The organism is Candidatus Accumulibacter contiguus, from assembly GCF_036625285.1.
Lineage (GTDB): Bacteria > Pseudomonadota > Gammaproteobacteria > Burkholderiales > Rhodocyclaceae > Accumulibacter > Accumulibacter contiguus.
The window spans coordinates 2487527-2501882 of record NZ_JAZKUC010000001.1; the positions used below are offsets into that span (position 1 = coordinate 2487527).

General features: G+C 58.6%; 12 protein-coding genes and 2 pseudogenes. 11 read left to right on the forward strand and 3 right to left on the reverse strand.

The window, feature by feature from the left end; all coding sequences use genetic code 11:
* Nucleotides 1-88: 88 nt before the first annotated feature.
* The 5 genes and pseudogenes from V5B59_RS12210 to V5B59_RS12230 all read left to right on the forward strand — a co-directional run.
* Nucleotides 89-1624, forward strand: a complete 1536-nt coding sequence (locus tag V5B59_RS12210; RefSeq protein ID WP_332351228.1) for a DUF6399 domain-containing protein — start codon at nt 89-91, stop codon at nt 1622-1624.
* A 20-nt stretch (nt 1625-1644) separates the two neighbouring features.
* Complete coding sequence (locus tag V5B59_RS12215) at nt 1645-1902, forward strand: hypothetical protein (RefSeq protein ID WP_332351917.1); 258 nt, start codon at nt 1645-1647, stop codon at nt 1900-1902.
* A complete protein-coding gene (locus V5B59_RS12220) occupies nt 1899-3986 on the forward strand; it encodes a UvrD-helicase domain-containing protein (RefSeq protein ID WP_332351918.1) in 2088 nt (695 codons plus the stop codon). Before V5B59_RS12215 ends, V5B59_RS12220 begins: the two co-directional genes overlap by 4 nt.
* Before the next feature lie 156 nt (nt 3987-4142).
* A complete protein-coding gene (locus tag V5B59_RS12225; RefSeq protein WP_332351919.1) occupies nt 4143-5480 on the forward strand; it encodes a transposase in 1338 nt (445 codons plus the stop codon).
* 692 nt (nt 5481-6172) lie between these two features.
* A pseudogene (locus V5B59_RS12230) lies at nt 6173-6788 on the forward strand (IS110 family transposase); the annotation flags it as partial.
* 58 nt (nt 6789-6846) lie between these two features.
* Here the strand turns inward: V5B59_RS12230 and V5B59_RS12235 are convergent.
* Complete coding sequence (locus V5B59_RS12235) at nt 6847-7242, reverse strand: cupin domain-containing protein (protein ID WP_169069319.1); 396 nt, start codon at nt 7240-7242, stop codon at nt 6847-6849.
* 547 nt (nt 7243-7789) lie between these two features.
* Between V5B59_RS12235 and V5B59_RS12240 the strand changes: the two genes are divergently transcribed.
* Nucleotides 7790-8566: a Mut7-C RNAse domain-containing protein gene (locus V5B59_RS12240; RefSeq protein ID WP_288130643.1), complete on the forward strand. Its 777-nt coding sequence runs from the start codon at nt 7790-7792 to the stop codon at nt 8564-8566.
* A gap of 171 nt (nt 8567-8737) precedes the next feature.
* Here the strand turns inward: V5B59_RS12240 and V5B59_RS26210 are convergent.
* A pseudogene (locus V5B59_RS26210) lies at nt 8738-8998 on the reverse strand (group II intron maturase-specific domain-containing protein); the annotation flags it as partial.
* A gap of 21 nt (nt 8999-9019) precedes the next feature.
* Nucleotides 9020-9817: a reverse transcriptase domain-containing protein gene (locus V5B59_RS12245; protein WP_372703495.1), complete on the reverse strand. Its 798-nt coding sequence runs from the start codon at nt 9815-9817 to the stop codon at nt 9020-9022.
* A 1171-nt stretch (nt 9818-10988) separates the two neighbouring features.
* Between V5B59_RS12245 and V5B59_RS12250 the strand changes: the two genes are divergently transcribed.
* The 5 genes from V5B59_RS12250 to V5B59_RS12270 all read left to right on the forward strand — a co-directional run bounded on the left by V5B59_RS12250 (nt 10989) and on the right by V5B59_RS12270 (nt 14275).
* Complete coding sequence (locus V5B59_RS12250) at nt 10989-12131, forward strand: Fic family protein (protein ID WP_034908277.1); 1143 nt, start codon at nt 10989-10991, stop codon at nt 12129-12131.
* Nucleotides 12132-12328: 197 nt separating this feature from the next.
* Nucleotides 12329-12673 (forward strand): hypothetical protein, encoded by a 345-nt coding sequence (locus tag V5B59_RS12255; protein WP_169069208.1) that lies wholly within the window; start codon nt 12329-12331, stop codon nt 12671-12673.
* Nucleotides 12674-12748: 75 nt separating this feature from the next.
* The gene (locus V5B59_RS12260; RefSeq protein WP_332351920.1) at nt 12749-13102 is read left to right on the forward strand and encodes a hypothetical protein; all 354 of its coding nucleotides are present in this window, start codon (nt 12749-12751) and stop codon (nt 13100-13102) included.
* Nucleotides 13092-13649, forward strand: coding sequence for a tetratricopeptide repeat protein (locus V5B59_RS12265; RefSeq protein ID WP_308240037.1), 558 nt, complete (start codon nt 13092-13094; stop codon nt 13647-13649). The genes V5B59_RS12260 and V5B59_RS12265 overlap by 11 nt, the downstream gene beginning before the upstream one ends.
* Before the next feature lie 41 nt (nt 13650-13690).
* Nucleotides 13691-14275 carry a CHAT domain-containing protein gene (locus V5B59_RS12270; RefSeq protein WP_169069210.1) on the forward strand — a complete coding sequence of 195 codons (585 nt, stop codon included), beginning with the start codon at nt 13691-13693 and terminating at the stop codon, nt 14273-14275.
* The last annotated feature ends 81 nt before the right edge of the window (nt 14276-14356 follow it).

The following is a 14356-nucleotide window of genomic DNA, read 5'->3' on the forward strand; positions in this document are numbered from 1 at the left end:
AAAAAACTCTACGACTCAAGCCATACGGACAACCAGCCGCGTCATTTTTGCCGCACTTACAGACCAGGGAAAACGAAGCCTGCGTGCAGTGGGGGAATTAATTCATCGCCCGAAAAGCAGTGTTCATCGCCACCTGCAAGCGCAAGCCCGTAGGAACCGACATCCTGAATCGGGGTTTTGGGAAACCGAAGAGGGGGAGGCATGGCTGAGATTGCTGGTATTTGCTGTGCTGTACACGTTCGGGCTGCAACATCATGTGGGGGCGGGTGCCTTGTCGGATTTCTTCCAATTGATCCGCCTTCATACCCATGTGGGGGTGTCTCCCAGCGCCTTGCAGACCCAACTCAGCCGGATGGAAGCGCTGTTGCCCCTGTTTCAGCAACAGTGTGAAGCCTCGGTACCGACGCGGACACGCCAAGCGGTGGTGGCCGCGGATGAGACGTTCTTTGGGGAGATTCTGATCTTGGTGCTGATGGATTTGTCCTCGGGCTACCTATTGCTGGAGTCGATTCAGAAGGACCGGGGTTTCGATACCTGGTTTGCCCAGGTGACCCCGCGCCTGGAAGCACTGGGTATCGAAGTCAACCACGCCATCAGTGACCGGGCGAAGGCCCTGATCAAATTAGCGGTCACAGGCTTTGAGTGTACCTCGGGCGCGGATACGTTCCACGAGCAATATGGCCTCAGTCGCTGGTTGTCACCGGCCTTGGGACGTCGAAAAGCCAAGGCGGATCAGTGCTGCGAACTGGCCCAGAAGGCCCTTGATCAGCCGTCGCGCGGAGCCAGTACCGAGGAAAAGGCGGCTTTGGCGGCACAACAGGCCTGTGCCTGGGAAGCCCGCGCGCAAGTGGAACAGGCGCAGCAAGAGTACCAGAAGCAGTTGCTGGGAATCGCCGAGGAAATCCATCCCTTCTCCCTGGAGGAGAATACTCGCACGACGGCGGAGAGCGTAGTGGCAGGACTGGAAACGCGAGCACAGGCCCTGGAAACTCTGGCGGCGCAACAAGGGATCCAGGATACCCGTTCCGCCCTGAAGAAGTTCCGTGCCCAGATCGGCGCCTTATCGAGTCACGTCAGCTTTTGGTGGCTTTGGGTAGAAGAAATCCTGCTGGGCTGGTCTCTGGATGAAGCGACTCGGCAATGGCTGACGAGCAAGCTGTTGCCCGTACTCTATTGGCACTACCAAATGCGGAAAACGCAAAACAGGGTTCACCGGAAACGGTATCAGGAGGCTTGGCAGCGAGCATTAGAGGCCTGGAAAGCAGACCCGTTCCATTCGGGATTCTCCGAGAGTGAGTTGCAGCGCTGGCTAGAATGGGGGGAATGGATGGTGCGACAGTTCCATCGCAGCTCCTCCGCCGTCGAAGGGCGCAATGGCCGCTTGTCCCAGTTGTATCATAACGGGCGAGGTCTGACGAAATGCCGCCTGGCTGCGCTAACGGTTATCCACAACTATGGGGTGAGACGTAGTGACGGCACTATCGCAGCCGAACGTCTGTTTAGCACCTCTTTCCCTGATCTTTTCGATTGGCTGCTCAACCAGATGGGGGAACTTCCCTTACCGAGGAAGTCCCGCCACCGGGTTGTGCATAACCCATTGAAGTTAGAGATTGTCCCGGCTTAAGTGGGAAGCCGCAGGTCTTGATGGATGCCGGTTTGTCACCCCCCGATGAGGTGGGTTACGAACTGGAGCAAGCCGGTGACGTGGTCGCCGAAGCCGAACTGGCCTGGGTTGCGCAGAAGCTGGTGCTGTTGATGCCAGCCCAGGCGGAGAGTGCAGCTGTCTGGCAGGGCAAGGGATGGCAGACATGGCTGGCCGATGGCCAGTGGCCGCAGCAGTTGGCTGCTGCACTCGGTGATCATGGCGCGCAGGAATACACACAGCAGGAGATCCCGAAATGACCTGCAAACCAAAAGTGGCGCTGGCGCAGGATTTCCTCGCCAATCTGGCGACCCTGACTGCCGCAGTGCAGGGGAAGGTGCTGAAATGGGCCTTGCGTTTTCAGAGTGACCCCACCGCCAGTGGCATCAATTACGAGCCGATCCATGGCGCCCGTGATGGGAATCTGAAGTCTGTCCGTATCGACCAGGACTGGCGTGGCATCGTCTTCAAACCCCCGGCCGGGGACGTTTATGTGCTGATGTACGTCGATCACCATGACGATGCGTACCGCTGGGCAGCGGGACGACGCGTCGCGGTGAACCCGACGACCGGTGCGCTGCAGGTGTTTGCCGTTGAAAGCCTCGTTGAGCCTGCCTTGGAGCAGGCGCGTCTGGCGGCGCCCAGGCCGGCTGTTGAGCCGCAGACGCAGCCGGTGGAACAAGCGCAGACGGCGATGTTTGCTGCGCTGTCAGATGCCGATCTGCTGAGCATCGGCACTCCTCAGGAGCTCCTGGAGCAAGTCAGATCGATGCACACCGAGTTCGAGCTGGATGCCGTGCAAGGCCTGCTGCCGGTTGAGGCCTACGAGGGTCTGTTTCTGATTGCCGCTGGCGATAGCGTATCCGATGTGCTGTTTTCACGGGAAACCCGTGTCGATCACCCAATCGATACGGAAGACTTCGCCACGGCCATCGAGACGGCGGAATCGCAATCGCGCTTCGTGGTGGTCGCGGATGAGGAGACGATGGCGGCCATGCTGAACTCGCCGCTCTCGCAATGGCGGGTTTTCCTGCATCCGACCCAACGCAAGCTGGCGCAAGGCGATCGTGGCGGTCCGCTGCGGGTACTGGGCGGCGCAGGGACCGGCAAGACAGTTCTGGCGATGCATCGGGCGAAATGGCTGGCCGAGAATCGGGCCACGACCGAGAAAAAGGTTTTCTTCACCACCTTCACGCGCAATCTGGCCGCAGACATCGAGGAAAATCTGAAAACCTTCTGCAGTCCGGGTGTCATGCAGAAGATCGAGGTGAAGAATCTCGATGCCTGGGTGCATGGCTTTCTTCGCCGCTACAAGTACGATCATCAAATCATCTACAACCGCAAGAAAGGGGAAGCGGCGGAAGCCTGGCAACGCGCGCTGGCGCTCCAGGACACCCGCCTTGCCCTGCCGCCGGACTTTTATGAGGATGAGCTCGAGCGCGTGGTTCTCGCGCAGGGAATCAACTCGCGTGATGACTATCGCCAGGCCAGGCGGACCGGACGGGGTGTGGTGCTGACGCGTGGCAAGCGCGATGCCATCTGGCCCGTCTTTGAAGAATACCGGGCGCAGCTGGCGAGTCGCAAGCTGAAGGAAGTCGATGACGCCTATCGCGACGCAGCGGCCCTGCTACGGGACAAACCACCAGCGTACTCTGCGGTCATTGTTGATGAAACGCAGGATTTCGGGCCGCAGGCGCTTCGGCTGCTGCGTGCAATGGTGCCGGCAGCGCCCAACGATCTCTTGTTTGTCGGCGATGGTCATCAGCGCATCTACCCCCGCAATCGCGCGGCAATGAGTTCCTCAGGCATCAATATTCGGGGGCGGTCGCGCAAGCTGTATCTCAACTATCGCACCACGGAGGAAATCCGTCGCCTGGCGGTGGCCACGCTGGAAGGTTGCGAGGTCGATGATCTTGATGAAGGTTCCGATGAGGTCAAGCACTACAAGTCGCTATCACACGGCCCGATTCCCAGGATGCTTGCTTTCCCACATCTGGAGGACGCTCTCTACAGCTTGCTCCCGATGGTTCAGACAGGCCTAGCCGAAGCGCGTTCTGTTTGTGTGATTGTGCCCACCCGGCAGGATGCACTTGCGGTCCAGGCAGCTTTGAAGTCTGGAAAGTTACCGACCACGGTCCTTGGTCCGGACGAGCGTGACAACCCCGATTCCAGGTCGGTGCGCATCTCGACGATGCATCGCGCCAAAGGTCTTGAATTCGACGAGGTGGTTCTGCTGATCCCTCAGGACTGTCGTGGCCTGAAAGCGAGCGGGGATGACCTTCAGCGTCTTCAGTACGTGGCCATGACCCGAGCCAGGAAAGTGGTGACGATTGTCCGATATTAGGCCGAGTGGGAATCAAGCCTTCGTTCAGCAGTTCCCGGCATAAATTTCCCCCACTAAAAACAACAAGTTACGAGGCGTTTTCAGCCTCGGTGAAGGGGCTAACTTTGCATTTTAGTAGTATACTTTGACATCTATCTGATTAAGTTTAGCTGCAAGATGAAAAAAACCATTTCTTGGAAAATCACATCAAATTCGGAAGATCTATCGGCTTCGAATTTACTCAAGCAGGCTCGTTCGTCATTTGATGGAATAGTCGATCAGCGCACGAATCGCAAATCAATTCCTTTATCAGATGCTTTGATGTCTGGGCTTGCTATGTTTTCAATGAAGTGCCCGTCGCTACTTCAGTTCGATGAAAAAAGAAAAAACGAGGTCATACGGCACAATCTGATGACGATGTATGGTATTCAGACGACCCCATCGGATACGCAGATGCGAAGCATCTTGGACGAAATTGACTTTCGACAGCTGAGTTCGAGCTTTTGTGCGCTCCATCAAAGTGCAGTGCAGGCCGGAGTGATGGAGCAATACCATTTTATGAATGGTCACGTATTAGTATCCATTGATGGTACCGGGCATTTTAGTTCCGGTGCTACAAGTTGTCCGCAGTGTTGTGTGAAGAAGCACCGGGATGGGAGAGAAGAATATTATCATCAGCTGTTGTGTGCAACGGTGGTTCACCCGGACTACCCAGTGGTTATTCCCCTGATGCCGGAGCCAATCATGAAAGAGGACGGCGATAACAAAAATGACTGTGAGCGTAATGCATCGAAAAGGTTGCTGAAGCACCTGAGCGAGCAATACAAGCACCTGAAGCCGATTATCATAGAGGACAGTTTGTCGGCGAACGGACCACACCTTAAGTTGTTGAAATCATTAGGAATGAGCTACATTATTGGCGTCAAAGAAGGAGATCATTCCCATTTGTTTGATTTGATCCAGAAAAAAATGTGTCAAGGGGAAGCCATTGAATTTGAAAAGATTGACGACGCAGGAATTATTCACGGATTTCGGTTTATTAACGGAGTTCGCCTGAATAAAAGCCATCCGGATTTGCTGGTTAACTTTTTGGAATATTGGCAAATTAAAAAAGGCAAGGAGGTTATTTTTTCGTGGATCACTGATATCGAACTAACGAAAGAGACGGTTTTCAAAGTCATGCAAGGAGGTCGAGCGCGCTGGAAAATAGAAAACGAAACGTTTAACACACTGAAGAATCAAGGTTACAATTTAGAGCACAATTACGGACATGGCGAAAAAAATTTGAGTTCAGTTTTTGGTTGTTTGACGTTCATGGCTTTTTTAATTGATCAGCTCCAAGCGTGGGGATGTGAGCTATTTAAAAGTGCACGCCAGTCACGGCGTACTCTAATCTCTTTGTGGCATCGGATGATCGAGCTGTTTACAAGTTATCTCATCCCTTCTTGGGAGGTGTTGTGGAAGGCAATTGCAAAGGGTTACTCGGCCGGTACGCTAGAGATAGACACGTCGTAGATCTTTGCTCGTTCGTATGGTGTTTTTTTGTACCCGGTTTATTACTTAGTGTGATTGTTAATATAAATTTTATTTCCGTGAAAAAAGTCGGAAGCATTACTTCTGCAAAAACGTAATCTGCAAATGCAAATTTGCATTTTATTTTAGGAGTTATCCGAAGTGATTTATTATGCCGGGAACTGCTGGCCTTCGTTCGTTCACTTTCGTGTTCGTTCGGCAGAACTCAAAAATACCAGGGTGGCAAAACCAGCCGCTGGCTCGTCTAAGCTGTTGATAGATAGACAAAGCAAGTCGGAGGCGGATCATGAGAGACGTGCTCACCGTCCTGGCCCCATTCACTGCGGAGCAACTCGCCCCGGCGGACCTCGAAGCATGGCGCAAGCAAAGGCGTACCTTGCGAGCCTCCCAACCCCGCGCGCGGGTCAGGCGCTCTCAAAGAAACACGGAGTAGGCCCGCCGGCCCTTGCGCCTACGTGCTACTTGTTTCACATGGTTAGTGGCAGTGCCGATATGACCGACCTTCCATTGGTGTGAGCTCACACGAGCCCGATTGCGAGCATGGTCCGGGAATCGTCGGCGACAGTGGTGAGCGCAGCGATGCGCATCCCGTTTAGGAGATCGATTCGAATTTCGACGTTTCCCATGGCGCTGCCATTCTCAACCATCGTGGAGCACGATCATGACCATGCGCAGAGATGAAGTACGTTCCTGGGCGCAAGAGCGACGTGCAGGACTGCCGTTCGAGGCATGCCTCTCACCTGCAAAAGCGGATGAGCCTGGGGTTCCTGCGCGCGGCCTGGCGCCCGAAAGGCGATGGGTGCGTCGTGCGCACGGTAGCCCGTCAGCGTGAGGTTCTGCTCACCGAACAGGCCAGTTGGTTCAGCGCATGCAGAAATCGCTGGTACAGATGAACATCCAGCTCACCGAGGTGCTCACCGACGTCCTGGGCGCGACTGGCCAGGCGATCATCCGTGCCATCGTGGCGGGCGAACGCGATCCCAAGGTACTGGCAAAGCACCGCGACCGCCGCGTCCAGGCCAGTGCCGAGGAGATCACCCAGGCGCTGACCGGCAACTGGCGCGACGAGCCCCTGTTCGTACTGCGCCAGTCGCTGGCGATGTACGACGATATCGCCCGCCACCTGACCGAGTGCGACGCGAAGCTGCAAGCCCTGCTGCGCGCTGCCTGTGCAGCCGCATGGACAAATCCAGTGCCAACACCGCCACGGCGCACAAGCTCGCACGCATGGTGTACTTCATGCTGACCCGCGGAGAAGACTTCGTCGACCAGGGGCAGCAGCGCCAGCAGATTCTCGCCGCCCTGTCAGAGATCGAAGCGGATCGTCGAGCCGATGATCGCTCCATCCTCAATCCTCCTGGCCATTTTCGAGAATTTCCGTATCCGTATGCGAGTAGGCTGGCGAGCAACAGCAGAGCAACACCAGCGCACCGCTCGTCGATGCTTCAATGCAGTGTGCCGTTCCCGGCGCGATACCGATGGTGTCGCCAACCCCGACCTTGAACGGCGCCGCTCCCAGAGTCATCTGTCCTTCGCCGGCTGTGATGTGGTAGATTTCTTCCGTCACGAGATGCCTGTGCAGCATCGTTCTGGTTCCGGCGGGAAGCGTGGCTTCGGCCAGGCTCTGGTTGCGGTTACCCTGAACCGCTGGGTGCATCAGCTCGCGGATTTCAGAGCCATCCTTGGTGATATAGGGAGAGACCGCAGCGTAGTTCTGGTACAGTCGCTCGACGGGGAACCACATTTCAATTTCCTGGATGCTCTTGCGGCCGACGTTTCGCATCTGGAACAGCGCTTTGCTTCTGTACCATCCAACCACTGCGTTGACCGTCGTCAGGCCTTCTTTGAGGAGCAGCGTTCGCAAGCGAGGGCTGATCTTGTCGAACGGATCACTGCTGGCCTCCCGCTGTTTGGCTCGGAAATGCCGCTCTATCCGGTCCTTGACATTTTCCCTGGAGAGTTGAAACGCCAGTGCAATGTCGGCATGGGACTGCCCAGCTTCCCAGGCAGCGACCATGTTCAGATCGCGTTTCCGTTGCATTGAGCGTTCTCGGGCAATTGGATCAAGGGCGGTCATGGGCTTGCTCTCCTGGATGGCGAACGGAAATCCGCGATGCTGATCTTACCAAGCGCAGAGTCCGCCGAAAATCAGAATGTGCACCAGGGGCATTCCAGTACACTCATCAGAGGCGCGCCGGCTACCCGTGTCGTGCCTCGCCTCTTGTAGCGGGGAAAGGGTCTCCATGACAAGCCGAGTTTCACCTGTTGCGCCATCACTGGAGGATACTGGCGTGCACCAGGAGCGCCCGACCGCCAAGGTGGTGGTGGCGTTCCGCTTCTACGAGGAATTGAACGACTTCATCGCCCCTGAGCGGCGCCGGCGGGAATTCGACTTTGCGTGCGCCACGGACGCGACCATCAAGCATGTGATTGAAGCCCTCGGTGTGCCGCACACAGAGGTCGAGCTGATTCTCGTCAATGGGGTCTCGGTTGACTTCGCCCAGCGCCTACGACAAGGCGACCGCATCTCTGTCTATCCGAAGTTCGAGGCTTTCGACATCAGCCCCCTGCTGCGCGTGCGCCCCGACCCCTTACGTATCACACGCTTTGTCGCCGACGTCCATCTGGGTGGCCTGGCCCGCCTGTTACGAATGGCCGGGTTCGATACCTTGTACGACAATTCTCTCGACGATGCCGAGATTGAGCGCATCGCCGGACGGGACGGCCGCATCGTACTGACCCGCGACCGCGACCTGCTCAAGCGGCGGGGTATCACGCGCGGTTGCTACGTGTATGCGCTGAAGCCCGATTCGCAGTTGTCAGAAATACTCGCCCGGCTTGACCTTTTTGGCAGCATGCAGCCGCTCTCCCGCTGCCTCAAATGCAACGCCCCGCTCCTGGCGGTGGAAAAGGCGCTAATCCTCGACGCCCTGCCACCCCGTGTGCGAGAACACCAGCAGGACTTCAGCACCTGCGCAGTATGCCGGCGTGTCTTCTGGGAAGGCAGCCACTGGCGCCACATGCTCGACCGGCTGGCGAAGGCCGGCAAGGCGGCTGGCGACCAATAGGCGTCGACGCATGTAGAGTCGAGATGTGGCGCGGTAACCGTAGGTCCGGCTTGTCTGTATCCGCCCCTTTCGTCTGGCGGTGCCCAAGTAGCCTGGCCGTAGCCCCGTTTCCACATCCCGCTCATCGAACCGGACAGGCGCTTTTCGCGCATCCGGCTCTCGGACAAGACATCACGCTTTCGCCCACGGAAGGTCATGGGTCCGCGTAGGCAAATGGATCAGCCCCAACGCCTCGTGGAGATACCGATCGAGGTAGCGCGTCCCCCCATTGCCGCGAACCTTGTGTTTCTTGCACAACCACTGGCGGAGCCGTTGCGTGACATGGGTGTTGATCGCTCGATAAGCCGGACTGACTGGACCGAGGGAGAAGTAATTCGCCCAGCCGGTCAGTTTCCGGTTCAGCCGTCCCACGACAAACTCGGCATCCAGGAGGGTTCGGCGACGGTCAGTTTCCTAATTGACAATTTGCGCCGACCAGCGGCGGGCATACCCCAATGTCTTCCATCCGAGGATGAATCGCCGCATGTACAGATTCGACAGCAGCGGTGAAATCGGAGCCCCTTGCGGGGTACCGCGTCCGGTGTCCCGGTTGGACGTCGTCCGCTTCCGGTGACCGTGTCCGTCGTCCTCTTCCACCGGGGCATCCAGCCATTGCTTGATGAGGTATAGAACGTGCCGATCAACGATCCGACGGGCGACGCTCTTCATAAGCTCAGGGTGCGGAATGCTATCGAAATAGCCTGATAAATCCGCATCGATCACTTGCTGGTGTCCGGTGTTCAATAGACGATGAACCGCTTGTACCGCATCCTGCGCTCCCCGCTCTGCCCGGTACGCGTATTGCTCCGGTTGCAGATCGGCTTCAAAGATGGGTTCCAGCACGAGCATGGCCGCCGTTTGTACCACTCGGTCGGTGATCGTCGGTATGCCCAAGGGGCGCAGCTTGCCGTTCGGCTTGGGAATCCAGACCCGCTTGACCGCTTCCGGTCGGTAGTCTTTCTTCTTCAGCCGTTCCGCCAGTTCCCCAAGCCAGCGTTCTTCTCCATACGCTTCGATGTCTTCAAAACGTACGCCATCCACCCCGGCTGCTCCCTGGTTGGCTTTGCAGCTTCGGTAGGCGTGGTCGAGCACGTCCCGTCGATGAATCTTGTCGTACAGGAGGTAGAACCGGTACTCGGGTTCTTCCTTCGCTTTGGCATGTAACGCGGTCCGCAGTTTCTGAACGCTGATCGGAGTTTGCAGGTTGTCCAATCTCGTGTCCCTTCCCGCTTCTTGCGTTGGTCTTGAACTGAGGCCCCTTTCCTCCATCGGCATTACCCGACTTCATCGGTACTACGGGCCTCTCCGCCACCCCATCTCGCCCAGCCTGTCCCTCGCGGGCGTCCGGTTGGTCTTGCGCTTGACCACGGGATGGGGCTTCCCGTGTTGCGTCTGCCTTCCTCTTTCATGCATGCCATCGCCAATACCCCGGCGGAACCACAGGTTGCTTTTCGTTCACTTCACCTGTGACAGCGGCCTTCCCCGTATTAACGCCGGGTCGGCTTCCGCATCACCGTTTTCGAGGCCTGCTCAGCGTTCACTCACGTTACGGCCTGCATGCTCGCCAAGTTCCTTACAGAACCCTCTACACCAGAGGCTTCAGCCGCTTCGTTACCTCCACGTCTGCTCCAGTTGCTACCGGTTGGAACGAAAGTTACCGGGCGGGATTCGCACCCGCGGAAAGACAGCGCCTTGCCACGGCGCACGTTAAACCCCGGCTAGCAATAAACCATGACTCGCTGGACTGTACCAAAGGCCTCGTTAGCCGGAATCGGCGTGTTTGTAGTTGGGCAGGTGTTGTATGTCATATTCAGCTATCACGAACTATTACGGCTGGTGCTACTTGGTGCTCCTGGGTTTGCTGCATTTGTAGCCGCCTATTTGGCGCCACGCAGGAAAATGGCTGTTGGAATGTCCATGGCTATACGGGGCGATGCTTGGCGAACTGATGGCTCGTGTTTATCAGCACTTCGGCGGGTAAGCGGTCTTGGGTAAGTTCTCCGACATTCCGAGACGGCATTTCCTCATGGATTAGCTGTTGAAATGTCGGAAGACTTCTTCACAACCGCTTACGTGGATCAGATTGGCGGAGTGCTGGCGACTTTTATAATTCTTATCACCTACAATGCCGCTTTAAGCATTGTGGGTAGCATGGGTGGAGTCTTCCTCTCTCGAAAATTTACAGGAGATTTGTAGTGATAAAGGGCCAGGGTCGGATCGAAGTCCGCTGACCGCGGCGTCAACCACGACGTCCTGCCCAACCCCGCGGCCGGCACCAACCTCGTCCGTTGGTCAACGGAAAGCGGCGAATGCGGCGACTAATCGCCGCATTAAATGCGGCGATTGTCTTGACTTTGACGAGACTGGCCCACACAATTACCGCATGAATGACGGAAACAAGCGCTTCATCTGGCAGCAGGACGATTGGCCACACTGGCGTTTCGACCGCCAGAGGCTGGCGCAACCGCTCGCTGAGGTGCACCAGTCGCAGGGACGCTTGCTCGGGCGCCTGCATGATCTCGGCGTCGGGCTGCGCGAGCAAGCGACACTCCAGGTACTAACCGAAGACGTGCTCAAGACCAGCGAGATCGAGGGCGAAAAACTCAACCCCGATTCGGTTCGCTCGTCACTCGCCCGCCGGCTGGGCGTGGACATCGGCGGCCTCGCTCCGGCTGACCGGAACGTCGAAGGTGTGGTCGACATGATCCTCGATGCCACTCGGCAGCACGACTGCGAACTGACACCGCAGCGACTGTTCGGCTGGCATGCCGCACTGTTCCCTACCGGCTACAGCGGACTGGTGAGGATTCGTGTCGGCGCCTGGCGTGACGACGCGCTGGGACCGATGCAAGTCGTCTCAGGACCACTGGGCCGACAGAGGGTGCACTATGAAGCACCGCCGGCCCATTCGCTGGCTGTCGAAATGTCGGACTTCTTGCTGTGGTTCAACAGCGATCAGCCCGCCGATCCGGTGATCAAGGCGGGACTGGCTCACCTGTGGTTGGTGACCCTCCATCCTTTCGACGATGGCAACGGGCGCATCGCCAGAGCCGTCGGTGACATGGCACTGGCACGGGCCGAGCGGTCGACGCAGCGCTTCTACAGCGTGTCGGCCCAGATGCAACGCGAGCGTCGGGACTACTACGACCGGCTTGAGCGCACTCAGAAGGGGACGCTCGAGGTTACCGACTGGCTGGAGTGGTTCGTCGGCTGCCTGCTGCGGGCCATCGACGCTGCCGAAGAGACGCTGGCCGCTGTGCTCACCAAGGCGAGCTTCTGGCAGCGTTGGGCGGTTACGCCGATGAATGAGCGGCAAATCAAACTGCTCAACCGGCTGCTGGATGGCTTTGAAGGCAAGCTGACCAGCAGCAAGTGGGCGGCGATCGCCAAGTGCTCGTCAGATACGGCGCTGCGGGATATCCACGTGTTGCTGGAACGAGGCGTCCTGGTCAGATCGGATGCCGGTGGACGCAGCACGAGTTACGCGTTGGCGCCGCCGGCGTCTGGCCGCGAGGTGCCGTATTGAGTGCCGTGTTGAGCGCAACGCACCGTCGCTGGCAGGCAAGACGAAAGATGCGCTGCGTTCATCACCGCTTCCTGCGGCCTTTGACACGCTATCGGACGCGCTCTGCAACAACAGCCTGACAACAACGCTCGTCGCTCGTCTGAGTGGACGGTGCCCCAAACGATTGTCCCGCCGATTGGCCAACCAGGAGACGAACCATGCCGAAGCATCGATTTCCGGCCCTGCTGCTTGCCGCTTTTCTGCTGCAACCGGCCGCTCTATGGGCCGAAGAGCCGCAGCCGCCGGCCGCCGGATCGTCCGCCACGGTGTCGGTCGAGCAGTTGCGAGATCTGGCGGGACAGGTGGCCAGCGCCAAGAATTGGAAGGCAGTCGTCGAGTACGCGAGTCGCCTGCTGGCGCAGCAGCTCGATGGCCTGCCGTCTCTCCTCATTCGCGGACAAACGCTTGGCGAACTTGGCCAGGACGAAAGCACTCTGGCCGACTCCCAACGGGCTGTGGCACTCGACTCGAATTCCGCGCTCGCGTGGGGCAATCTGTGCTGACACCGCATTCTGACCAACGCCGTTGCGGATGCCCGCACCGCGTGCGAAAAAGCGCGGGCGATCGACCCTGGTAGCATGGCGGTGACGGTGAACCTCGGCCACACCTATCTGCTGCAGGGCGACCGGCGCAGTGCCTGGCTATGGTACGAAAAGACCGTGCCGCTGATCGAGGACGAGTCAGCGCTGCAGGACGGCCCGCTGGCCGACTTTGCGCGGTTCATCCAGCGGGCCTGGCAGCCCGAACTGGCGCGCGAGGCGCAGGACTGGTTCACCGAGAACGGACAGGAGTGGCTCGCGAAAAACACGTCCGCCGAAAAAAGGTTTGCCCAGGGCAACCACGCCGAAGCATTGACCCTCTACCAGCAAAATCCTGGCGGCGCAGCTAGCGGCCAGCGGTACCGATACACCTGCGGTAGCGGTGAGCTTTAACGATGTCGCCCTTATCCTCCAGCAAATGGGCCGTACCGCCGACGCCGAGCCGCTCCACCGCCGTGCGCTGGCGATCCGCGAGAAAGCGCTCGGCCCCGAGCACCCGAACGTGGCCGCGAGCCTCAACAACTTGGCGGAGCTACACCAGACGCAGGGCCGGTACGCGGAGGCGGAGCCGCTATTCCGCCGATCACTGGTGATCCGGGAAAAAGCGCTCGGCGCCGAGCACCTGGACTTGGCGACGAGCCTCAACAACCTGGCGTTGCTGTACCGGGCGCAAGGCCGGTATGCGGAGGCCGAGCCGCTCTACCGCCGCGCTTACCGTATCCTCCTCAACGCCGGAGAGCCCCGGCTCGCCTGGACCATCCAGGGCAACCTCTGCACGTTTTACGCAAAGAGCTTGCCGGATCTTGCCATCTTCTACGGCAAGCAAGCAGTCAACACGCTGCAAAGCGTGCGCAACCACCTCAAAACCACCGACGTCACGACGCAGAAAGCCTTCGTGGCACCGTCTAGACGACCTACCATCATCTCATCGGCCTGCTGATCGACGCCGGGCGACTGGCCGAGGCACAGCAGGTGCTGGCGATGCTCAAGGAAGACGAGTACCACGACTTCATCCGCCGCGACGCCGGCGACGATCCGCGCGCCACGCGCGCGAGCTTCACCGGCCGCGAAATCAATCGCTGCCGACGCGAAACTGCAGACCGCCGGCCACCCGCTGACCCAACTCGGTGCGGAGGCAGCCAAGCTGCTCCTCTACGACCACCTGATTGCGCCGGTCGCCGAGACAACCTCGAAGCGATCGGCGCGCGCAAGCTGATGGTCGCGCTCGACGGCACGCTGCGCTACGTGCCGTTCGCCGCACTGTACGACGGCGAACGTTACCTCGCGCAGCCCTACGCCGTGGCGCTCTATACCGACGCCGCGCGGACGGCTGAAAGACAAGCCGCGCGCTGGCTGGAAGGTGGCCGGCCACGGCGTCACGCAGGCCTGGGGTACACAAGACGCCCTGCGCGCGGGCCCAGCGAAATGGCCGCCATCGTCAAGCAACCCGGCAGCGCCGGCGTGCTGCCCGGCATCGTCAAGCTCGACCAGAGCTTTACCGCGCAAAGCTTCAAGGACAGCCTGCGCGAACGCTTCCCGGTGGTGCATATCGCCAGCACAATGTGATGAATCGATAAGTGTAGTCGATGAAATATAGAAAAGACAGAGATGCATGCTAGAATAAAATATGTAGCCGTCAAGGCGGCA